The following is a 17,736-nucleotide window of genomic DNA, read 5'->3' as shown; positions in this document are numbered from 1 at the left end:
TATGTTTAAACGTTTTTTAATTTTCGGATTTATTTTATCGACTACATTTTCTTTTTCTCAAAAGGAAAAAGTACTTAAACTTCCTACCTTTGACAACCCTAAATTTCATTATGGATTTTATTTAGGTGGTAACTCAAACAGTTATAAAATATCATATCGTCCTAGTTTTGTAGACCAAACTGGTCGTCCTAATGTTGAAGTAGAATCTACCATTGGTTTTAATGTTGGTTTGATTGCAGATTTAAGATTACATAATAATGTTAATCTGAGGTTTGAACCAGGTTTAATGTCAAATACTAAAACCCTACGTTTTAGACATATTACTGGAGCTGAAAATGTTACAAAAAGAGAAGTTGGAGCTACCTTTTTACACTTACCTGTTTTACTAAAATTAAGTACCAATAGACTTAACAATGTTAGACCATATGTAATTGGAGGGGTTTCTTATGATTATAACTTCTCAAGTAATGAAAGTAATAGTGATGATAATTCTGCTGGAGAATTTAGAACGAAAAGCAGCAACTTTATGTATGAAGTTGGTATTGGAATTGACTTATATTTTAGTTATTTTAAATTTTCTCCTTCCATAAGAGGTGTTTTTGCTATTAATAATGAATTAGTAAGAGACAACAGTCCTAACAGTAGATGGACAGATCCTATTGATTTTTTAGGTACACGTGGTGTTTTCCTTCATTTGTCATTTGAATAAATCAATATCAAAGATATATACAAAGAACAAAAGCGGCTATTAAGCCGCTTTTTTATTGAGTGAAACTTTATTCACTACACGATAGAGATCCCCCAAAATCTATCTATTGGGGTATTTGACACAATTATTTTATAAAAGTCACAAAAAAAATGGCCACCTAAATTAGGTAGCCACCAAAACAAAGATTTCTCTTTAGAATTTGATAGAAGTCCCCCGAAATCTATCTACATCTATTATGACACATTTTTTAAGTATGAGTCACATTAAAGCAAAAAAAATGACTACCAAACGGTAGTCATTAAATTGCAAAGATTTCTCTTTACTAATTTGATAGAAGTCCCCCGAAATCTATCATACAATTATCTTTAATAAAAATTTATTTCTAACTTGTGACTACAAATATAGAAAAAAAGACATTAACATATGTTAATTTTTCAAAATTATTTTATTATCTACCACATCCTTAATCGGTAAAACTACTTTTCCATCGGCTGTTTTAATGGTCATACAAATATTATCTATTGCAATTACCACTCCCTCAATATCATTGATTTTTACAGTTTCTCCTATCCCAATATTCTTTCTAGAATAATATCCAAAAAGTAATCTTGCTACTGCATCTCGAGCTCCCAAACCAAAAGCAATAGTAAAGGCCAATAAAATAGACCCAATTAATAAGGTTAGGTTACTCTTTATAACAGAAGTATCTACTCCAGCTTGATCTAATGCGGTAATTGACAAAAAAACTACTATTAAATAAAAAGCTATATTCCCTACTACATTTCCTCCACTAATCTCCATTGACTTAAACATAGACTGAATAGCCTTTTTTACAACGGTTCCTAGATAAGCTCCCGCTACAAAAATCCCAAGAGCTGTTAATAATTTAGGTAAATAAGCAAAGAAACTTTTAACTCCGTCTGAAACTGCAGTTAAACCAAAAATTTCAGCACCTAACATTACGAAAACAAAAATCAAAAACCATTTTAGAACTGCTAATATTACATTAGTTAAAACAATGTTTATTGTTGAATTTCCAAAAATTTCTGTTTTACTTAATTTTTTAGACCATTCGTCTATCTTAGTTTTTGCTAAGGCTTTTCTTACAATATAAAGAAATACTTTAATAACAATCCACGATATAATTACAAAACCAACAAAGCCTGCAACTGTGGGTAAAAATTCAATAATATCGCCAAATGTATCTTTAAAAGGTTTTAAAAAGTCAACTTGTAACGCTTTCATAATTTATAGTCTTATTAGTTCTTATTTTCGTTTGGTTCATCTTCTTTATTATTTTCCTTTTCGTTTGGTTTATTTTCTGAATCTGGAGCGTTTATTAGATCTACAATAGTATTTGGGTATTTCACCACAAATAAATCAGCAACATCTATCGATAGCTTAATCATTGCCACATCATTAAGTACTTTTTCTTTAAGTACTTCTGGCAATTCTTCGTTATGTAATATTTTCTTAAATGGATTATCCATAATAATTACAATTCATTATACGCTTTAACGACTTTCTCTTTTGCTCGTTTTAAACGCATCTTTACAGCGCTATCTCCTAATTCTAAAGCTCCTGAAATTTCTTTAATGCTCATATCATCTTGATATTTCATTAAAAGAATCATCTTATCAGCAGCTGATATTATCTCGAGTGCTTTTGCTAATTTATCTGACTTTAATTCGAATAGTGTAGCATCATCAATTTCATCGATTTCACTATCTTCTTTAATCTGATCAGTTACAACGGTTACCTTTTCTTTCTTCTTTTCACTATTTCTTTGCACGTAATTTACGCAGAAATTATAGGTAAACGAATATAACCATGTAGAAAACTTAGATTTTCCTTTGAAAGTTCTTAGTTTGACAAATAAACGAACGAAAACATCGTGGGTAAGGTCTTGTGCTTCTTCTTTGTTCTTAGAAAAACCATAGCATTTGTTGTATACCACACCAGCATACCGGTCATATAAAACAGCAAATAAATGAGTATCATTTTTTTGTACTATTTTACTGACTAGCTCTTCGTCGCTTAGTTTTGTAACATCAATACTTTTCAAAAGTCAAGTTTGGTTATTCTAAAATATATTAGACTTGTAAAGAATTAGACACAATTTTATTTAATAAGTCACGTACTTATTTTCAGAAAGTGAAATTAACAATTCTTTAACAAAAACGAAGCTTTTTTAAAAAAAATAATTTTTTTGTAACATTTACTAAAAAACCTACGTATAAGTAATTGAGAACAGATTGTTAATCATTAAAATTTTACTAAGCTAAATGAGACAACTTAAAATTACAAAGCAGGTAACTAACAGAGAAACAGCCTCTTTAGACAAATACTTGCAAGAAATTGGAAAAGTAGATTTAATTACTGCAGATGAAGAAGTAGAATTAGCACAAAGAATAAAAGCAGGAGACCAAAGAGCTTTAGAAAAATTAACAAAAGCCAATTTACGTTTCGTAGTATCTGTGGCTAAGCAATATCAAAATCAAGGATTAACGTTACCTGATTTAATTAACGAAGGAAACTTAGGTTTAATTAAAGCAGCTAAGCGTTTTGACGAAACTCGTGGTTTCAAATTTATATCATATGCTGTTTGGTGGATTCGTCAATCTATCCTACAAGCTTTAGCAGAGCAATCTCGTATTGTTCGTTTACCTTTAAATAAAATTGGTTCTATTAACAAAATCAATAAAATGTATGCTTTCTTAGAGCAAGAGAATGAGCGCCCTCCAAGTGCTGAAGAAATTGCTAAGAAATTAGACATGACTGTTAGTGATGTAAAAGAATCTATGAAAAATTCGGGTCGTCACGTATCTATGGATGCTCCGTTAATTGAAGGTGAAGATTCTAACTTATACGATGTATTAAACTCAGGAGAATCACCAAATCCAGATAAAACTTTATTACATGAATCTTTACGTATCGAAATTAATCGTGCGTTAGAAACATTAACTCCTCGTGAGGCAGATGTAGTTAAATTATATTTTGGTTTAGGTGAGCATCAACCGATGACTTTAGAAGAAATTGGTGAAACTTTTGATTTAACTCGTGAGCGTGTTCGTCAAATTAAAGAAAAAGCTATTCGTAGATTAAAGCACACTTCTAGAAGTAAAATTTTAATGACCTATTTAGGTTAAAAAATATATACAATAACAAATAGTTATCATAACTATTCGTTTTTTGATTAATGAATGGAAAGCTCTCGATTTCGAGAGTTTTCTTTTTTATATACCTACTAGGTTTTAACTATATTTGCCACAAATAACAACACAACAAATACAACTCATGAGTAAACTAGTAGCTCCATCAATCTTAGCAGCAGACTTTGCCAATTTACAACGCGATATTGAAATGGTAAACAATAGTGATGCAGATTGGTTTCACATCGACATTATGGACGGCGTTTTTGTTCCAAACATTTCATTTGGAATGCCTGTTTTAAAGGCTATTTCACAACATGCCAATAAAACAATCGATGTACATTTAATGATTGTTGATCCTGATCGTTACATTCAAACTTTTGCCGATTTAGGCGCAGATATTTTAACGGTACATTACGAAGCTTGTACACATTTACATAGAACAATTCAAGCAATTAAAGCAGCTGGAATGAAAGCCGGTGTAGCTTTAAACCCACACACTCCCATTGCTGTTTTAGAAGATATTATCAAAGATTTAGACTTGGTATGTATTATGAGTGTGAATCCTGGTTTTGGTGGACAATCTTTTATTGAAAATACTTATAAAAAAGTACAACAATTAAAAAACTTAATTGAATTTAGCGAAGCTTCTACAATTATTGAAATTGATGGTGGAGTAACAAATAAAAACGCAAACAAACTTATTGAAGCTGGAGCTGATGCCCTAGTTGCTGGTAGTTACGTTTTTAAAAGTGACAATCCAACAGAAACTATCGCTGATTTAAAAGCACTTATAAATTAAAAAAGGAGGTTTAAACCTCCTTTTTTCTTTCTTAAAATTGATCTAATAAATAATTTATGAGATCTGTGGTAGTTACAATACCAACCAATTTACCGCTATCAACTACTGGTAATGCATGAAACTCTTTTTTAGATAAAATTTCTGCTACTTCTTTTACAGTTGTTGATGAATTTACCATCACTAAGTTTTTTGCCATTACTTGTTCAATTGTAAACATGTTATATACAACTGTATCTACATCTGATTCTCCTTCATCTATGGAATCAGCAAAACTAATTCTCAATAAATCTGTATAACTCAACATTCCTTTAATTTCTGAACCACTAACTACAGGAATATGTCTAATATTATTTTCTTTGAATAATTTTTCTGCTGTTGTTAAATCATCTGTATGATTCAGTGTTATTACCTCTTTAGTCATAATTACTGAAACTGGCATTCTTTTTTTCATTGTCTCTCTATTTTTAATTTCTATATCAAATTTCTACATTTAAAACAGAGAAAAAGCTGACTTAAATCATGTGAATCCTTATATTTTATTTCTACCTTTTTACGTATTTTTACAAAAACAACCTACTACTTTGATTGAAGAACTACACAAACAATATGGATACCTATTTGAGGAAGAATTACTAGAAGAAATAGCTAAAATTGCCATTTATAAGGAATTTGAAGCTAATAAAACTATTATTGATATTGATAACTACATTATATCAATACCTTTAGTACTTCAAGGAGCTATTAAGATACTTCGTGAGGATAAGGAAGGAGATGAATTAGTTTTATATTATATAGAAAAAGGAGACACTTGTGCGATGACTTTATCTTGTTGTATGGGGCAAACTAAAAGTAAAATTAAGGCAATCGCTGAAACAGACGTAAAACTTATGATGCTTCCAAAGGAAAAAATGTCTGAATGGTTAGGTAAATATTCAAGCTGGCAAGAGTTTATATTACAAAGCTACCATTCTCGTTTGAATGAATTTATTGAAGCTGTAGATTCTATTGCATTTTTAAATATGGGAGAAAGGCTTTTCAAATATTTAAAAGATAAAGCTATGGTAACTCATACAGATATTATTCATGTTACGCATCAACAAATTGCTAATGATATGCATACTTCAAGGGTTGTAGTTTCGAGATTGTTAAAATCTTTGGAAAAAGAGCAGCAAATAGAACTCCATAGAAATAGTATTAAAGTTTTGGCTCTTTAACTTAAAGAAGGAAAGTTTAGCATGAGTTTAATTTTTCGATATAGCTCGGGAAATTTTACTTTTAAGTCTTCTGGAGTTTCAAAAAAATGTTCCATTATTACCGCTGTGAATTCTACTTTATTGGTGAACCCATAATCTCGAAAATATCCAGAGGCCTTAATTTCATCTATATTTCTATTATCATTCATAAAGTTAGTAATCTCTACAAAGAGTTTGTAAAAAATACGTGCACTAACATCTTTAGATTTTGTTCCATGGAAGGTTAAAGCATGGGTAAACTCATGAATTCCTAAATTAAGGTTATCATTCAAAATAACATCCCCTAATAAAAAATCTTCCCAAGAAAATACGATTGCTTTATAGGCAGGATTAAACTCTCCTTTATGGTACATTTTAGTGGTTGTAGAGTAAAATGCTTTTGGATACACTATAATCTTATCAAAAGTACTTGTAAGATATCGACGCATACCGAAAGTTAGTTTTACATAAGACGAAGCTATTAATACTTTAATTTCAGGAGTAAATTTAAAACCTTCCTTCTCTATAAAATCATAGTTTCTTATAAACTTTGTTACCCTATGCTCAAAATATTGCTTTTGCTGACTATTTAACCTTTTATAAAAACGAATATTTTCTTCTAAAAATTCCTTTTTACTTTTGGGCAATCTTTTCTTTACCACATAAAAATGTACAAATAGAGGTTTGTTAAAAAAGTAAACAGACAAAGACTCTAAGACATTTACAAAGGCCCCAATAGCTCCAATTGCTACAGATGTATGTTTGATTAAATAAATATATTTCATCTCATAAAATTTCTTCTATGTAACAAATGTTACAAACAGAAATTATTCTTTTCATAAATTTGGCAACAAGCAAGTAAATTCTCTAATAAAGAGATTCTTTTCCCCTAAAAAAGCAGCAAAGTATTACAACTAGCTGCTTTTGTTTTAGCAACCCAGAGAGGACTCGAACCTCCAACCCTCAGAGCCGAAATCTGATGTTCTATCCAGTTGAACTACTGAGTCTATACCTTATTAAGCTAATTTTGCTTTTACAATGGTAGAAATGGTTTTACCATCTGCTTGTCCAGCCAATTGTTTAGAAACAACTCCCATCACTTTCCCCATATCTTTCATTCCATCAGCACCGGTATCTGCAATTACTTTTTCCACTACAGCAGTAATCTCTTCTTCAGATAATGCTTTCGGTAAAAACTGCTCTAAAACTGCCGCTTCTGCCAATTCTGGCTCCGCTAAATCTTCTCTTCCTTGTTCTTTAAATACAGTGGCACTATCTTTTCTTTGTTTTACTTGTTTTTGAACAATTTTTAATTCATCCGCTTCAGATAAATCTCCCGAACCAGCTTCTGTATTTGCCAACATAAAAGCCGATTTAAGTGCTCTTAAAGCAGTTAAAGCTACTGTATCTTTTGATTTCATAGCTTCTTTCATTTTACTCATTACTTGTTCTTGTAAGCTCATATCTTTAAATTTTAGAATAAAAAATTCCCGATAAATCGGGAATTTATAAAATTATGTTTTTTTTATTTAATCTACGTTGTCATGTAAAAATGAGTTGTTCGATCTCAACAAGTCATCTTTATCATTGTTCAACGCCGTTTCAGTTTTACTAATATCTGAACCTGCATCAATATCAACTCCTAATCGTTTATAAGCTGGTTGACGCTCAATTTCATCTATATTCTTTGAAACTTGATCATTGAACTTATAATTGAATTTCTTCATTGTTTCAATTCGATCATTACGTCTCTTTTGCAATTCAGAAATCGTTAAACTCAATGGAGATACTTCTTCACTAACCGTATCTATGTTATTAATTTCTTCTTGAGTTTTTGTTTTTACTTCAAATTGCAACTCTTCTTCAACTACTTCATTTTTAATTTCAGGAGTTGAACTTTTTCCAATTGTAGGCTCAACATCAAAATCATCTAAAATATAACGCTTTTCAATTTGCTGATGAACTGGTTTTACTTCTTCCGCTACTACCTGAATGTTTTCAATTTCTTTAGTAGTATCTACAAGACGAGCAGCAGGTTTAATTTCTTCATAAGAGTTTAAAGGAAGATCAAACAACAAATCTTGCTGAACCACTTTTGGTTTTTCTTCTTTTACCTCCTCTTTCTTATCTGCTACATTTGTTATGATAAAATCATCTTCTGATACATTTTCAATAGTGATCTCCTCATAAACTACATCAATATTTTTGATGACTTCTGAAGTAGGTATTAAATTCAACTTAGGTTGTTGAAGTTCTTCTACCTCCTCTTGTAGTACATGAACTATTTTTTCTTCCTTCTTTTCAGCTAAAGGTTCGTCAATACTAGGAGCCTTTTCAATTGTTTGTTCACCAAAAGAATAAGTTGCCTTTTGATCATCTTCTAGTGTATGTACAATTTTCTTTACTTCTGTATTTGTAATAGTACTTTGCTGATCACTTGCGAAACCCGTAGCAACAACAGTTACTGCAATTCCATCTTCAAGAGTATCATCTTCTCCAATACCCATAATAATATTGGCATCGTATCCAGCTTCATCTTGAATGTAATCGTTAATCTCACCTATCTCATCTAAGGTAACCTCATTAGCTCCAGAAACAATTAATAATAATACATTTTTAGCTCCTGCAATTTTATTATCATTTAACAACGGAGAATCTAACGCTTTTACAATGGCGTTCTTAGCACGGTTTGCTCCTGTTTCTTTAGCAGATCCCATAATTGCAGTTCCACTATTAGAAAGTACCGTTTTAGCATCATGTAAATCGATATTTTGCTTATAGTGATGAGTAATAACTTCTGCAATTCCTTTTGCTGCAGTTGCTAATACTTCATCTGCCTTTGAGAAACCAGCTTTAAATCCAAGATTTCCGTAAACTTCTCTTAACTTATTGTTATTAATTACAATTAAAGAATCTACATTTTTACGAAGCTCATCTACACCTTTTTGAGCTTGTTTTGAGCGCATTCTTCCTTCAAACTGAAATGGCATAGTTACGATACCTACCGTAAGTATATCCATGTCTTTAGCAATTTTAGCAATAATAGGAGCTGCACCAGTTCCGGTACCACCTCCCATTCCAGCGGTGATAAATACCATTTTGGTATGGGTACTTAACATTTGCTGAATTTCCTGAATACTTTCGGCGGCTGCTTGTGCTCCAATTTCTGGGTTTGCCCCTGCACCTAACCCTGATGTTAAATGGGCTCCTAATTGTATTTTATTAGGAATTGGGCTATTCTCTAGTGCTTGTGCATCTGTATTACAAATTACGAAATCTACTCCGTGAATTTGTTTACTATACATGTGGTTTACAGCATTGCTACCTCCCCCGCCAACACCAATTACTTTAATGGCATTCGATTGTGATTTTGGCATGTCGAATGAAATGTTATCAAATTCTGCGCTCATAATAACTTTTCGTTTAATCTTTTTTCTTATTCTACTCTTGCTCTTATTAGGGGATCAAATAAAGAGCTTTATTAATTATACTTTATTCTGCGTTATCTAAAAATTCTTTAAATCGTTCGGTAAACTTTTCAAAGAATGATTTAGATTTAGGTCTCTGTACTTGTTGCTGCTCTACTTTTTGAGCAGTTGTATCTTCTTCTATAGCATGATCTTCTTCTAATGCTTCAGTTTTTGTTTCTTCAACTACAACTTCTACGATTTCCTCTTTACTTTGCTTCTCCAACCCTTCCATCAATAATCCTACAGCTGTTGCATATGCTGGGCTTGATAAAACATCATCAGAATCTCCAGCTAGATGCTCATTCGGGTATCCAATACGTACATCCATTCCAGTAATGTACTCTACCAGTTGACGTAAATGTTTTAACTGAGATCCACCTCCTGTTAAAACAATTCCTGCAATAAGCTTACCCTTTTGAGTTTCGTGTCCGTAATTTTTTATTTCTAAATACACATGTTCTATAATTTCCTGAACACGTGCATGAATTATTTTAGATAAATTTTTAAGTGTTATCTCTTTTGGTTCTCTACCTCTTAAACCTGGAATAGAAACTATTTCAGTTTCCTTATTTTCTCCTGGCCAAGCACTACCAAACTTAACTTTTAATAATTCAGCTTGCTTTTCAATTATTGAGCAACCTTCTTTTATATCTTCTGTAATTACATTTCCTCCAAATGGAATAACAGCGGTATGACGAATAATTCCGTCTTTAAAAATTGCTAAATCAGTTGTTCCTCCACCTATATCAATCAACGCTACACCTGCTTCCTTCTCTTCTTGACTTAATACTGCAGATGCAGATGCCAACGGTTCCAAAGTGATATCCGCTAATTCTAAACCTGCACTTTTTACACAACGACCAATATTCCTTATAGAAGAAACTTGTCCAACTACTACATGAAAATTAGCTTCTAACCTACCTCCATACATTCCTATAGGCTCTTTTATCTCTGGTTGGCTATCTACTTTATATTCTTGTGGCAACACATGAATAATTTCCTCTCCTGGTAACATTACCAACTTATGTACTTGGTCTACCAAGTTCTCTATATCATGTTCGTCTATTACCTCGTCTGATTTCTCTCTAGTAATATAATCACTATGGTGTAAGCTACGTATATGTTGCCCTGCAATACCTACTACTACATCATCGATCTTCTGCCCTGAAACACTCTGTGCTTCATCAACTGCTTGCTGAATAGATTGTATCGTTTGGGTTATGTTATTTACCACACCTCGTTTTACACCTAAACTTTTCGCTTTTCCTATTCCTAAAACTTCCAGTTTACCGTATTCGTTTTTACGGCCAATCATGGCAACAATCTTGGTTGTACCAATATCTAATCCAACTGCTATTTTATTGTTTTCCATACTACGATTGTTTTGTGCACACAACTTGGTTGTGATACTTTAAATTAATTACTTCATATTCGTTAATAGACTTATCTATAAATGCTTTATTATAAAATGCTTTTAACTTTTTTATCTTCTTATCTACATTTACAAACTTTCCAAAATGCACTTTATAATTACCGCTTCTAACTGAAAATCTATATTCGTTTTTAGCCGTCTTATCTATTGCAATAACTTCTTTATTTAAAAAGTCGTCATTAGCGATTACATTTATTAACTCAGTAACTTCATCTATTTCATCTGGACTCCCCACACCAGATATTAAGGGTACCCTTGCAGAAAAATTTTTAGAAATCGGAATTTCAACCCCCTGTTTATCAACATAAAACGAATTGTTTTTATTAACAATTCTAGCCAAAGGCTTTCGCTGTTTGATTAGTGTTTTTAACACACCATCAACAGTCATATAAACAGCTGCTTTTTCTACGTATGGGCTAGCAGAAACTTTTGTTTCTAGAAAGTGTAAATCTACTATTCTTTTTGCTTGGTTTTTAACAAAATCATTATTTTGTATTAACATTTTATCAACCAAACTGTGTGTCAGGAAATTATTATCTCCAGCTTCGAACTCTACCACAGTATTTTTAATGGTTTTATCCCCATTTCTATTGGACGCAAACCCATATAAAAATGCCAAAAACGTCAGCAACAACAAAAATCCGATATATGCTATGACTTTTTTCATTCGAAAATTTGATACTTTTTTTCTAAAACTTCTTTTACATCTTTCACCAATACACCTATATCTCCTGCTCCTAAAATTGTCACAATTTTAGCCGATGATTCTTCTACATGTGCACATAATTTTTCTTTCGAAACCAACTGCTTGTTTTCAGCAGTTATTTTTTCTAACAACCAAGATGATGTAACTCCTTTAATTGGTAATTCTCTTGCTGGATAAATATCTAACAACAACAACTCATCGAACTTGGAAAGTGCTTCTGCAAAATCATCTGCAAAATCTTTTGTTCTACTATATAAATGAGGTTGAAAAATTGCCAAAACGTTTTCATTTGGATACATTTCTCTTACCGAATTCTCTACCGCATTTATCTCTGTTGGATGATGTGCATAATCATCTATTAAAACAATTTCTTCGGATTTAATTTTATACGAGAACCTTCTTTGAACTCCCTTAAAACTTTTCAGTTTGCTTTTTATTACTTCTAAAGAAACTCCATACACATCTGCCATAGCTAAAGCTGCTAAAGCATTCATTACATTATGCTTCCCTGGTAAGCTAAACTCTATATCTTTTACCTCAGAAGTTGGTGTGTTTACATCAAACACATATACTCCATTTTTCACCCTTAGGTTTACCGCCTTATAATCAGCCTCTTCATTAATTGCATAGGTTAACCCTTTTAGAGGTAATCCTTTGGCAACTATCAATGTTTCCGAGACCTTAGCTACAAAATCTCTAAACGATTCTTGCAATGCTTCACTTTCTCCATAAATATCTAAATGGTCCGCATCCATAGAAGTAACACAAGCTATATTAGGCGACAATTGCAAGAAAGAACGATCAAACTCATCCGCTTCTACTACAGATATTTTATCTTCTCCTAATATTAAGTTTGAATTGTAATTTTCTGTAATCCCACCTAAAAAGGCCGTAGCTTTTTCAGATTCCATAATATGACCTAAAATAGAAGAAGTGGTTGTTTTTCCATGGGTTCCAGCTACTCCAAAACAAAAAGTATTGTTCGTAATTATTCCTAATACTTCTGCCCTTTTTACCACTGTATAATTATTCTCTTTGAAATAATTTAATTCTAGATGATTATTAGGTATTGCCGGCGTATAGACAACTAAGGTTTTTTCTTTATCTAAAAAAGAAATCGGAATATTTTTAACAGCATCATCAAAATGAATTTCAACACCAATCTCTTCTAGTGATTTTGTTATTACAGATGGGGTTTTATCATATCCAGCCACTTTTTTCCCATTCACAGAAAAATAACGTGCAATGGCACTCATTCCAATTCCCCCTATCCCTACAAAGTAAATATTATGTATATGATTTAAATCCACTAACTAATTAACTTTTCTATTTCGTTTACTATATCACTCGTTGCATTAGGTAATGCCAACGTTTTAATATTTTCACTTAAACTTTCTTGTTTCCCTTTATCTTTTAATAATGTTTCAAATACTATTGGAAATGTATTCAATTCATTTTCTTTTACTAAAATAGCTCCATGCTTATCTGCAATTGCTTTTGCATTTTTAGTTTGATGATCTTCTGCCACATTTGGAGAAGGAATAAAAATGGTTGGCTTTCCAACGATACACAATTCTGAAACCGAACTTGCTCCCGCTCTAGACACAACAAAATCTGCTGCTGCATAGGCCAAATCCATTCTATTTAAAAATTGATGTACTTGAATTCCTTCTTCTTCGTTATGCTTTTTATACTCTTCATAATACAATTTCCCACATTGCCATATCACTTGTATATCTTGCTCTTTGAAGAACTTCAATTCAAATTGTATTAATTCATTAATCTTTCTCGCCCCTAAACTTCCTCCTAAGACCAGTACAGTTTTTTTGTTAGGATCCAACTTAAAAAAAGCTTTCCCTTCTTCTGTTTTTGTATGTATAAACAACAAATCTTGTCGAACAGGATTTCCTGTTTTTATAATTTTACTAGATGGAAAAAATCGTTCCAAATTATCATAAGCAACACATATTTTTCCTGCTTTTTTACCTAACAACTTATTCGTTATTCCAGGATATGAGTTTTGCTCTTGAATTAAGGTTGGAATTCCTTTTCTATTGGCCACCATTAATGTAGGACCACTAGCAAAACCACCTGTACCAATTGCTACATCTGGCTTAAACTTTCTAATAATAGCATTAGCTTTCCATAAACTACTTAATAGCTTAAAAGGAAAACTCAAATTCTTTAATGTTATTTTCCTTTGGATTCCAGAAATCCATAATCCTTTAATATCATAACCTGCTTGAGGCACTTTCTCCATCTCCATTTTATCCTTTGCTCCTACAAACAAAATATTCGCACTTGGATAACGCAGTTTAATTTCATTTGCTATCGCAATTGCCGGGTAGATGTGTCCACCTGTTCCTCCTCCACTTATAATAACATTAATCGATTGTTTCATACAGTCTTTGTTATTTTATAATTATGATTGTATGTAACGCTCATTATATTACTTCTGTTTAGATTGATATTTTTAGTCCAGCGTTTCATGTAAAATATCTAAAGGATTATCATCTAAAATTGTTTCTTCTGTTTCATTTTTAGATGCACTTACACTTAAGATCATTCCTAAAGCAAAACAAGTCATCCAAATTGATGTTCCTCCACTACTAATAAGTGGTAATGTTTGTCCGGTTACCGGAAATAAATTCACAGCTACTGCCATATTAATAATGGCTTGAAATATTATTGGCAGTCCAACTCCAATAACTAATAATGTCGCAAAGATGGTCGTAGCTTTTTTAGCTGTAATCAGTATTCTAAATAGCAATAAGAAGTAAATAAAAATAACCATTATAGCTCCTACAAACCCATACTCCTCTACAATGATGGCATAAATAAAATCTGAAGAAGACTGTGGTAAAAAGTTTTTTTGAACACTTTTACCCGCTCCTTTTCCTACTAAACCTCCTGTTGCTATTGCTATTTTTGCTTTTTCAACTTGATAATTCTCTTTAGAATCACCAGAAATAAAACTTTCTATCCTACTTTCCCATGTTTGAATCCTGTTAGGCATAGCATCTGGAAATGCCTTTGCCACCAGAATAAAAAACAGCAAAGCAAAAAGTCCCATTCCTAATATATAAAGTATGAATTTTAGTGGATAACCTCCAATAAAAACCAACAACAATATCATACTAAAAACAATTGCAGTTGTTGAAAAATTGGCTGGTAAAATCAATATAAGAATCGCTCCTACTGGCAACCATAATTGCAGTAAACTTTCTTTGAAAGTAATCAGCTTCTCCTTATTTTTAGCTAAATATCTGGCCACATACACCATTAGCACTAACCCTGCTAAAGTTGATGTTTGAAATCCAATTCCCACAAAAGGAATACGAATCCATCTACTCGCGTTGGCTCCTCCAATAGTTGTTCCTTGCGCCAGCGTTACTATTAATAAGAGAATTACAATAGGCAACATTAATACGGACCCTCCACTAAAATAGCGATATGGTACTTTATGCACTCCGTAAATAATGGCAAAACCAGCTATTAACAGCACAATGTGTTTTACCAAATGCCCTACGGTAGAACCATTACCAACTACATATACTAAATTGGTACTAGCACTATATACAGGCATAAATGAGAATATTGCCAAAATAGCTACAATAGCCCAAATAGCTCTATCTCCTTTAATATGTTGAAAAATGGTTTTCATTAAACTTATAACCCTCTTACTGCCTCTTTAAATTTTCTACCTCTATCTTCATAACTATCAAACAAATCAAAACTTGCACATGCCGGAGATAACAATACTGTATCTCCCTTAGAAGCCAATTTGTACGCTACTTTTACCGCTTCTTCAGCACCAGCAGTTTCTATCAAGCTCTCCACAACGTTTCCAAAAGTTTCAATAATTTTTTGATTATCTAATCCCAAACAAACTATTGCTTTTACTTTCTCTCGAACCAATGGTAATAAATCGTTATAATCATTTCCTTTATCAACTCCTCCAACGATCCATACTGTAGGAACATCCATACATTCTAATGCATAGTAAGCAGCATTTACATTTGTTGCCTTACTATCATTTATAAACTGGATTCCATTTACCTTTTGCACATTCTCTAAACGATGCTCTACTCCTTCAAAATCTGATAAACTTTCTGCAATTGTTTGTTTTCTAACCTGCATTAACTTAGCAGCCATAGAAGTAGCCATTGCATTTTTCACATTGTGCTTTCCTTGTAATTTTAATCCAGATACGTTCATTAAAATTTCCTCTGTCTTTATTTTCATAATTATATTTTCTCCTCTCAAAAACGCTCCTCTTTCCAGTTCTCTTTCTAATGAAAAAGGTAATAATTGAGCTTTTATTTTAGTATTATTTATCCAATCGTTAATTACTTCATCATCTCCATCGTAAATCAAAAAATCTTCTTCTGTTTGATTTTCTGTTATTCTGAATTTAGACGCTATGTAATTCTCAAATTTATATTCATATCGATCTAAATGATCGGGTGTTATATTTGTTATTATTGCTACATGAGGCTTGAAATTTTCAATTCCATCTAACTGGAAACTACTCAATTCCAGCACATAATTCTCATGAGAACTATTTGCTATTTGCTCAGCGAAACTGTCGCCAATATTCCCTCCTATTCCAACATTAATTCCTGCTTGTTTTAAAACATGCCCTAACAACATTGTTGTCGTGGTTTTTCCATTTGAACCAGTTATTCCAAGAATAGTAGCCTTTGTATATTCCGAAGCAAACTCTATTTCAGAAATTACTTTTACCCCTTGTTTTTTAAGCTTTGTTACTAACGCCACTTTATCTGGAATCCCAGGGCTTTTCATCACCACATCAGCTTTCAATATTATTTCTTCTGAATGCTGCTCTTCCTCAAACTTTATTTCTTGTTGTAAAAGAACTTTTTTGTATTTATCAGCTATCTTTCCTTTATCAGAAAGAAAAACATCAAAACCTTTTTGTTTTCCTAAAATCGCGGTTCCCACTCCACTTTCTCCTCCTCCTAAAACAACCAGCTTCTTCATCTTATCTCAACTTCAAGGTTACTATAGCTAACACAGCTAAAAGAATTCCAACAATCCAAAAACGTGTCACTATTTTACTTTCATGATATCCTAACTTTTGGTAATGATGATGCAAAGGAGACATTTTAAAAATGCGTCGTCCTTCTCCATATTTCTTTTTTGTGTATTTGAAATATGACACCTGTAACACCACCGATAAATTCTCTGCTAAAAAGATTCCCGCTAAAACTGGTATTAATAACTCTTTTCGAATAGCAATAGCAATTACTGCTATGATTCCTCCAATCGTTAAACTTCCTGTATCTCCCATAAACACCTGAGCAGGATATGTATTATACCACAAAAACCCTATCAAAGCCCCTGCGAATGCCAAAATAAACACCGTCATTTCCCCTGAGTTTGGTATATACATTACATCCAAATAGTCTGCAAAAATGATATTACCGGAAACCCAAGCAAAAATAGCCAAGGCTATCACCATGATGGCGGATGAACCTGCAGCTAAACCATCTATTCCATCGGTTAAATTAGCTCCATTTGACACAGCAGTGATGATAAAAATTACAAACGGAATAAAAATCACCCAAGCATATTTTTCATAACCATCTCCTAAAAAACTCAATGCTTTCGCATAATCAAGCTCATTATCCTTTAAAAATGGAACAGTTGTTTTTGTTGATTTATGTTCTTCTCCAAAAACCTTTTTCTTTCCATTTTCCTGAATTACTTGTTGCTCTTGAGGCAATTGCTCTTTAATGGTTACATCTTGGTGAAAGTACAGCATAGAACCTACGATGATACCTAACCCTACTTGACCTAAGACTTTAAACCTACCTTTTAAACCTTCCTTATCTTTCTTAAATACTTTTATATAATCATCTGCAAAACCAATCAGTCCCATCCAAACAGTTGTGATTAATAAAATAATGATATAGATATTCTCAAGCTTCGCCAATAACAAAACAGGAATTAAAGTTCCCAGAATAATTATTACACCTCCCATTGTTGGAGTTCCTGCTTTTTGCACTTGTCCTTCCAACCCTAAATCACGAACGGTTTCTCCAACTTGTTGCTTTCTTAAAAAGTTGATAATCCTTTTCCCAAAAATGGTAGAAATTAACAAGGATAAAATAAATGCTGCTGCAGCTCGAAATGTTATAAACTGAAATACACTTGCCCCAGCAAGGTTGAATTCATTTTCTAAATATTGAAATAAATAATACAGCATC

General features: G+C 32.2%; 18 protein-coding genes and 1 tRNA gene. 4 read left to right on the top strand and 15 right to left on the bottom strand.

Translation table 11 applies throughout. The features are described 5' to 3' along the window. Position 1 precedes the first annotated feature (1 nt). Positions 2-709, top strand: coding sequence for a porin family protein (locus Q0873_RS10410; RefSeq protein ID WP_299106877.1), 708 nt, complete (start codon positions 2-4; stop codon positions 707-709). A 426-nt stretch (positions 710-1,135) separates the two neighbouring features. Here Q0873_RS10410 and Q0873_RS10405 read toward each other — a convergent pair whose 3' ends face one another. The 3 genes from Q0873_RS10405 to Q0873_RS10395 are packed head-to-tail and all read right to left on the bottom strand — an operon-like array spanning position 1,136 to position 2,774. Then, positions 1,136-1,954 (bottom strand): mechanosensitive ion channel domain-containing protein, encoded by an 819-nt coding sequence (locus Q0873_RS10405; RefSeq protein WP_299106875.1) that lies wholly within the window; start codon positions 1,952-1,954, stop codon positions 1,136-1,138. A 14-nt stretch (positions 1,955-1,968) separates the two neighbouring features. After that, entirely contained in the window at positions 1,969-2,199 is a 231-nt protein-coding gene (locus Q0873_RS10400) for a hypothetical protein (protein ID WP_299106873.1), read from the bottom strand. Between the two features lie 5 nt (positions 2,200-2,204). Continuing rightward, entirely contained in the window at positions 2,205-2,774 is a 570-nt protein-coding gene (locus Q0873_RS10395) for a sigma-70 family RNA polymerase sigma factor (RefSeq protein WP_299106870.1), read from the bottom strand. Positions 2,775-2,994: 220 nt separating this feature from the next. Here Q0873_RS10395 and Q0873_RS10390 point away from each other — a divergent pair, with 220 nt between their 5' ends. After that, positions 2,995-3,858 (top strand): RNA polymerase sigma factor RpoD/SigA, encoded by an 864-nt coding sequence (locus Q0873_RS10390; RefSeq protein WP_132723771.1) that lies wholly within the window; start codon positions 2,995-2,997, stop codon positions 3,856-3,858. Positions 3,859-4,006: 148 nt separating this feature from the next. Continuing rightward, positions 4,007-4,663 (top strand): ribulose-phosphate 3-epimerase, encoded by a 657-nt coding sequence (gene rpe, locus Q0873_RS10385; RefSeq protein WP_299106865.1) that lies wholly within the window; start codon positions 4,007-4,009, stop codon positions 4,661-4,663. Positions 4,664-4,694: 31 nt separating this feature from the next. Here rpe and Q0873_RS10380 read toward each other — a convergent pair whose 3' ends face one another. After that, the gene (locus tag Q0873_RS10380) at positions 4,695-5,114 is read right to left on the bottom strand and encodes a CBS domain-containing protein (protein WP_299106863.1); all 420 of its coding nucleotides are present in this window, start codon (positions 5,112-5,114) and stop codon (positions 4,695-4,697) included. A gap of 130 nt (positions 5,115-5,244) precedes the next feature. Between Q0873_RS10380 and Q0873_RS10375 the strand changes: the two genes are divergently transcribed. Next, positions 5,245-5,877: a Crp/Fnr family transcriptional regulator gene (locus Q0873_RS10375; RefSeq protein ID WP_299106861.1), complete on the top strand. Its 633-nt coding sequence runs from the start codon at positions 5,245-5,247 to the stop codon at positions 5,875-5,877. On the opposite strand, the gene Q0873_RS10370 is transcribed toward Q0873_RS10375, so the two are convergent. From Q0873_RS10370 to mraY, 11 genes are all read right to left on the bottom strand, one after another. Further along, the gene (locus Q0873_RS10370; protein WP_299106859.1) at positions 5,874-6,680 is read right to left on the bottom strand and encodes a zinc-dependent peptidase; all 807 of its coding nucleotides are present in this window, start codon (positions 6,678-6,680) and stop codon (positions 5,874-5,876) included. The two genes, Q0873_RS10375 and Q0873_RS10370, sit on opposite strands and share 4 nt — an antisense overlap. A 148-nt stretch (positions 6,681-6,828) precedes the next feature. Then, positions 6,829-6,902: transfer RNA gene (locus tag Q0873_RS10365), tRNA-Arg, on the bottom strand. 9 nt (positions 6,903-6,911) lie between these two features. After that, complete coding sequence (locus Q0873_RS10360) at positions 6,912-7,358, bottom strand: GatB/YqeY domain-containing protein (RefSeq protein ID WP_299106857.1); 447 nt, start codon at positions 7,356-7,358, stop codon at positions 6,912-6,914. Positions 7,359-7,424: 66 nt separating this feature from the next. After that, on the bottom strand, positions 7,425-9,305 hold the full coding sequence (gene ftsZ / locus Q0873_RS10355) for a cell division protein FtsZ (protein ID WP_299106855.1): 1,881 nt from the start codon (positions 9,303-9,305) through the stop codon (positions 7,425-7,427). 82 nt (positions 9,306-9,387) lie between these two features. Next, positions 9,388-10,737 (bottom strand): cell division protein FtsA, encoded by a 1,350-nt coding sequence (gene ftsA, locus Q0873_RS10350; protein WP_299106853.1) that lies wholly within the window; start codon positions 10,735-10,737, stop codon positions 9,388-9,390. A gap of 1 nt (position 10,738) precedes the next feature. After that, on the bottom strand, positions 10,739-11,464 hold the full coding sequence (locus tag Q0873_RS10345; RefSeq protein WP_299106851.1) for a cell division protein FtsQ/DivIB: 726 nt from the start codon (positions 11,462-11,464) through the stop codon (positions 10,739-10,741). Next, positions 11,461-12,813 carry a UDP-N-acetylmuramate--L-alanine ligase gene (murC, locus tag Q0873_RS10340; protein WP_299106849.1) on the bottom strand — a complete coding sequence of 451 codons (1,353 nt, stop codon included), beginning with the start codon at positions 12,811-12,813 and terminating at the stop codon, positions 11,461-11,463. The genes Q0873_RS10345 and murC overlap by 4 nt, the downstream gene beginning before the upstream one ends. Then, complete coding sequence (gene murG / locus Q0873_RS10335; RefSeq protein WP_299106847.1) at positions 12,813-13,904, bottom strand: undecaprenyldiphospho-muramoylpentapeptide beta-N-acetylglucosaminyltransferase; 1,092 nt, start codon at positions 13,902-13,904, stop codon at positions 12,813-12,815. Before murG ends, murC begins: the two co-directional genes overlap by 1 nt. Before the next feature lie 72 nt (positions 13,905-13,976). Next, on the bottom strand, positions 13,977-15,167 hold the full coding sequence (locus Q0873_RS10330; protein WP_299106844.1) for an FtsW/RodA/SpoVE family cell cycle protein: 1,191 nt from the start codon (positions 15,165-15,167) through the stop codon (positions 13,977-13,979). A 5-nt stretch (positions 15,168-15,172) separates the two neighbouring features. Continuing rightward, a complete protein-coding gene (gene murD, locus Q0873_RS10325) occupies positions 15,173-16,507 on the bottom strand; it encodes a UDP-N-acetylmuramoyl-L-alanine--D-glutamate ligase (RefSeq protein WP_299106842.1) in 1,335 nt (444 codons plus the stop codon). 1 nt (position 16,508) lies between these two features. Continuing rightward, the gene (gene mraY / locus Q0873_RS10320) at positions 16,509-17,735 is read right to left on the bottom strand and encodes a phospho-N-acetylmuramoyl-pentapeptide-transferase (protein ID WP_299106840.1); all 1,227 of its coding nucleotides are present in this window, start codon (positions 17,733-17,735) and stop codon (positions 16,509-16,511) included. Position 17,736: the final 1 nt, after the last annotated feature.

It is taken from the genome of uncultured Tenacibaculum sp., assembly GCF_947498805.1.
In the GTDB taxonomy this organism is placed as follows: Bacteria; Bacteroidota; Bacteroidia; order Flavobacteriales; family Flavobacteriaceae; genus Polaribacter.
This window is presented reverse-complemented; position numbering and strand designations above follow the sequence as displayed.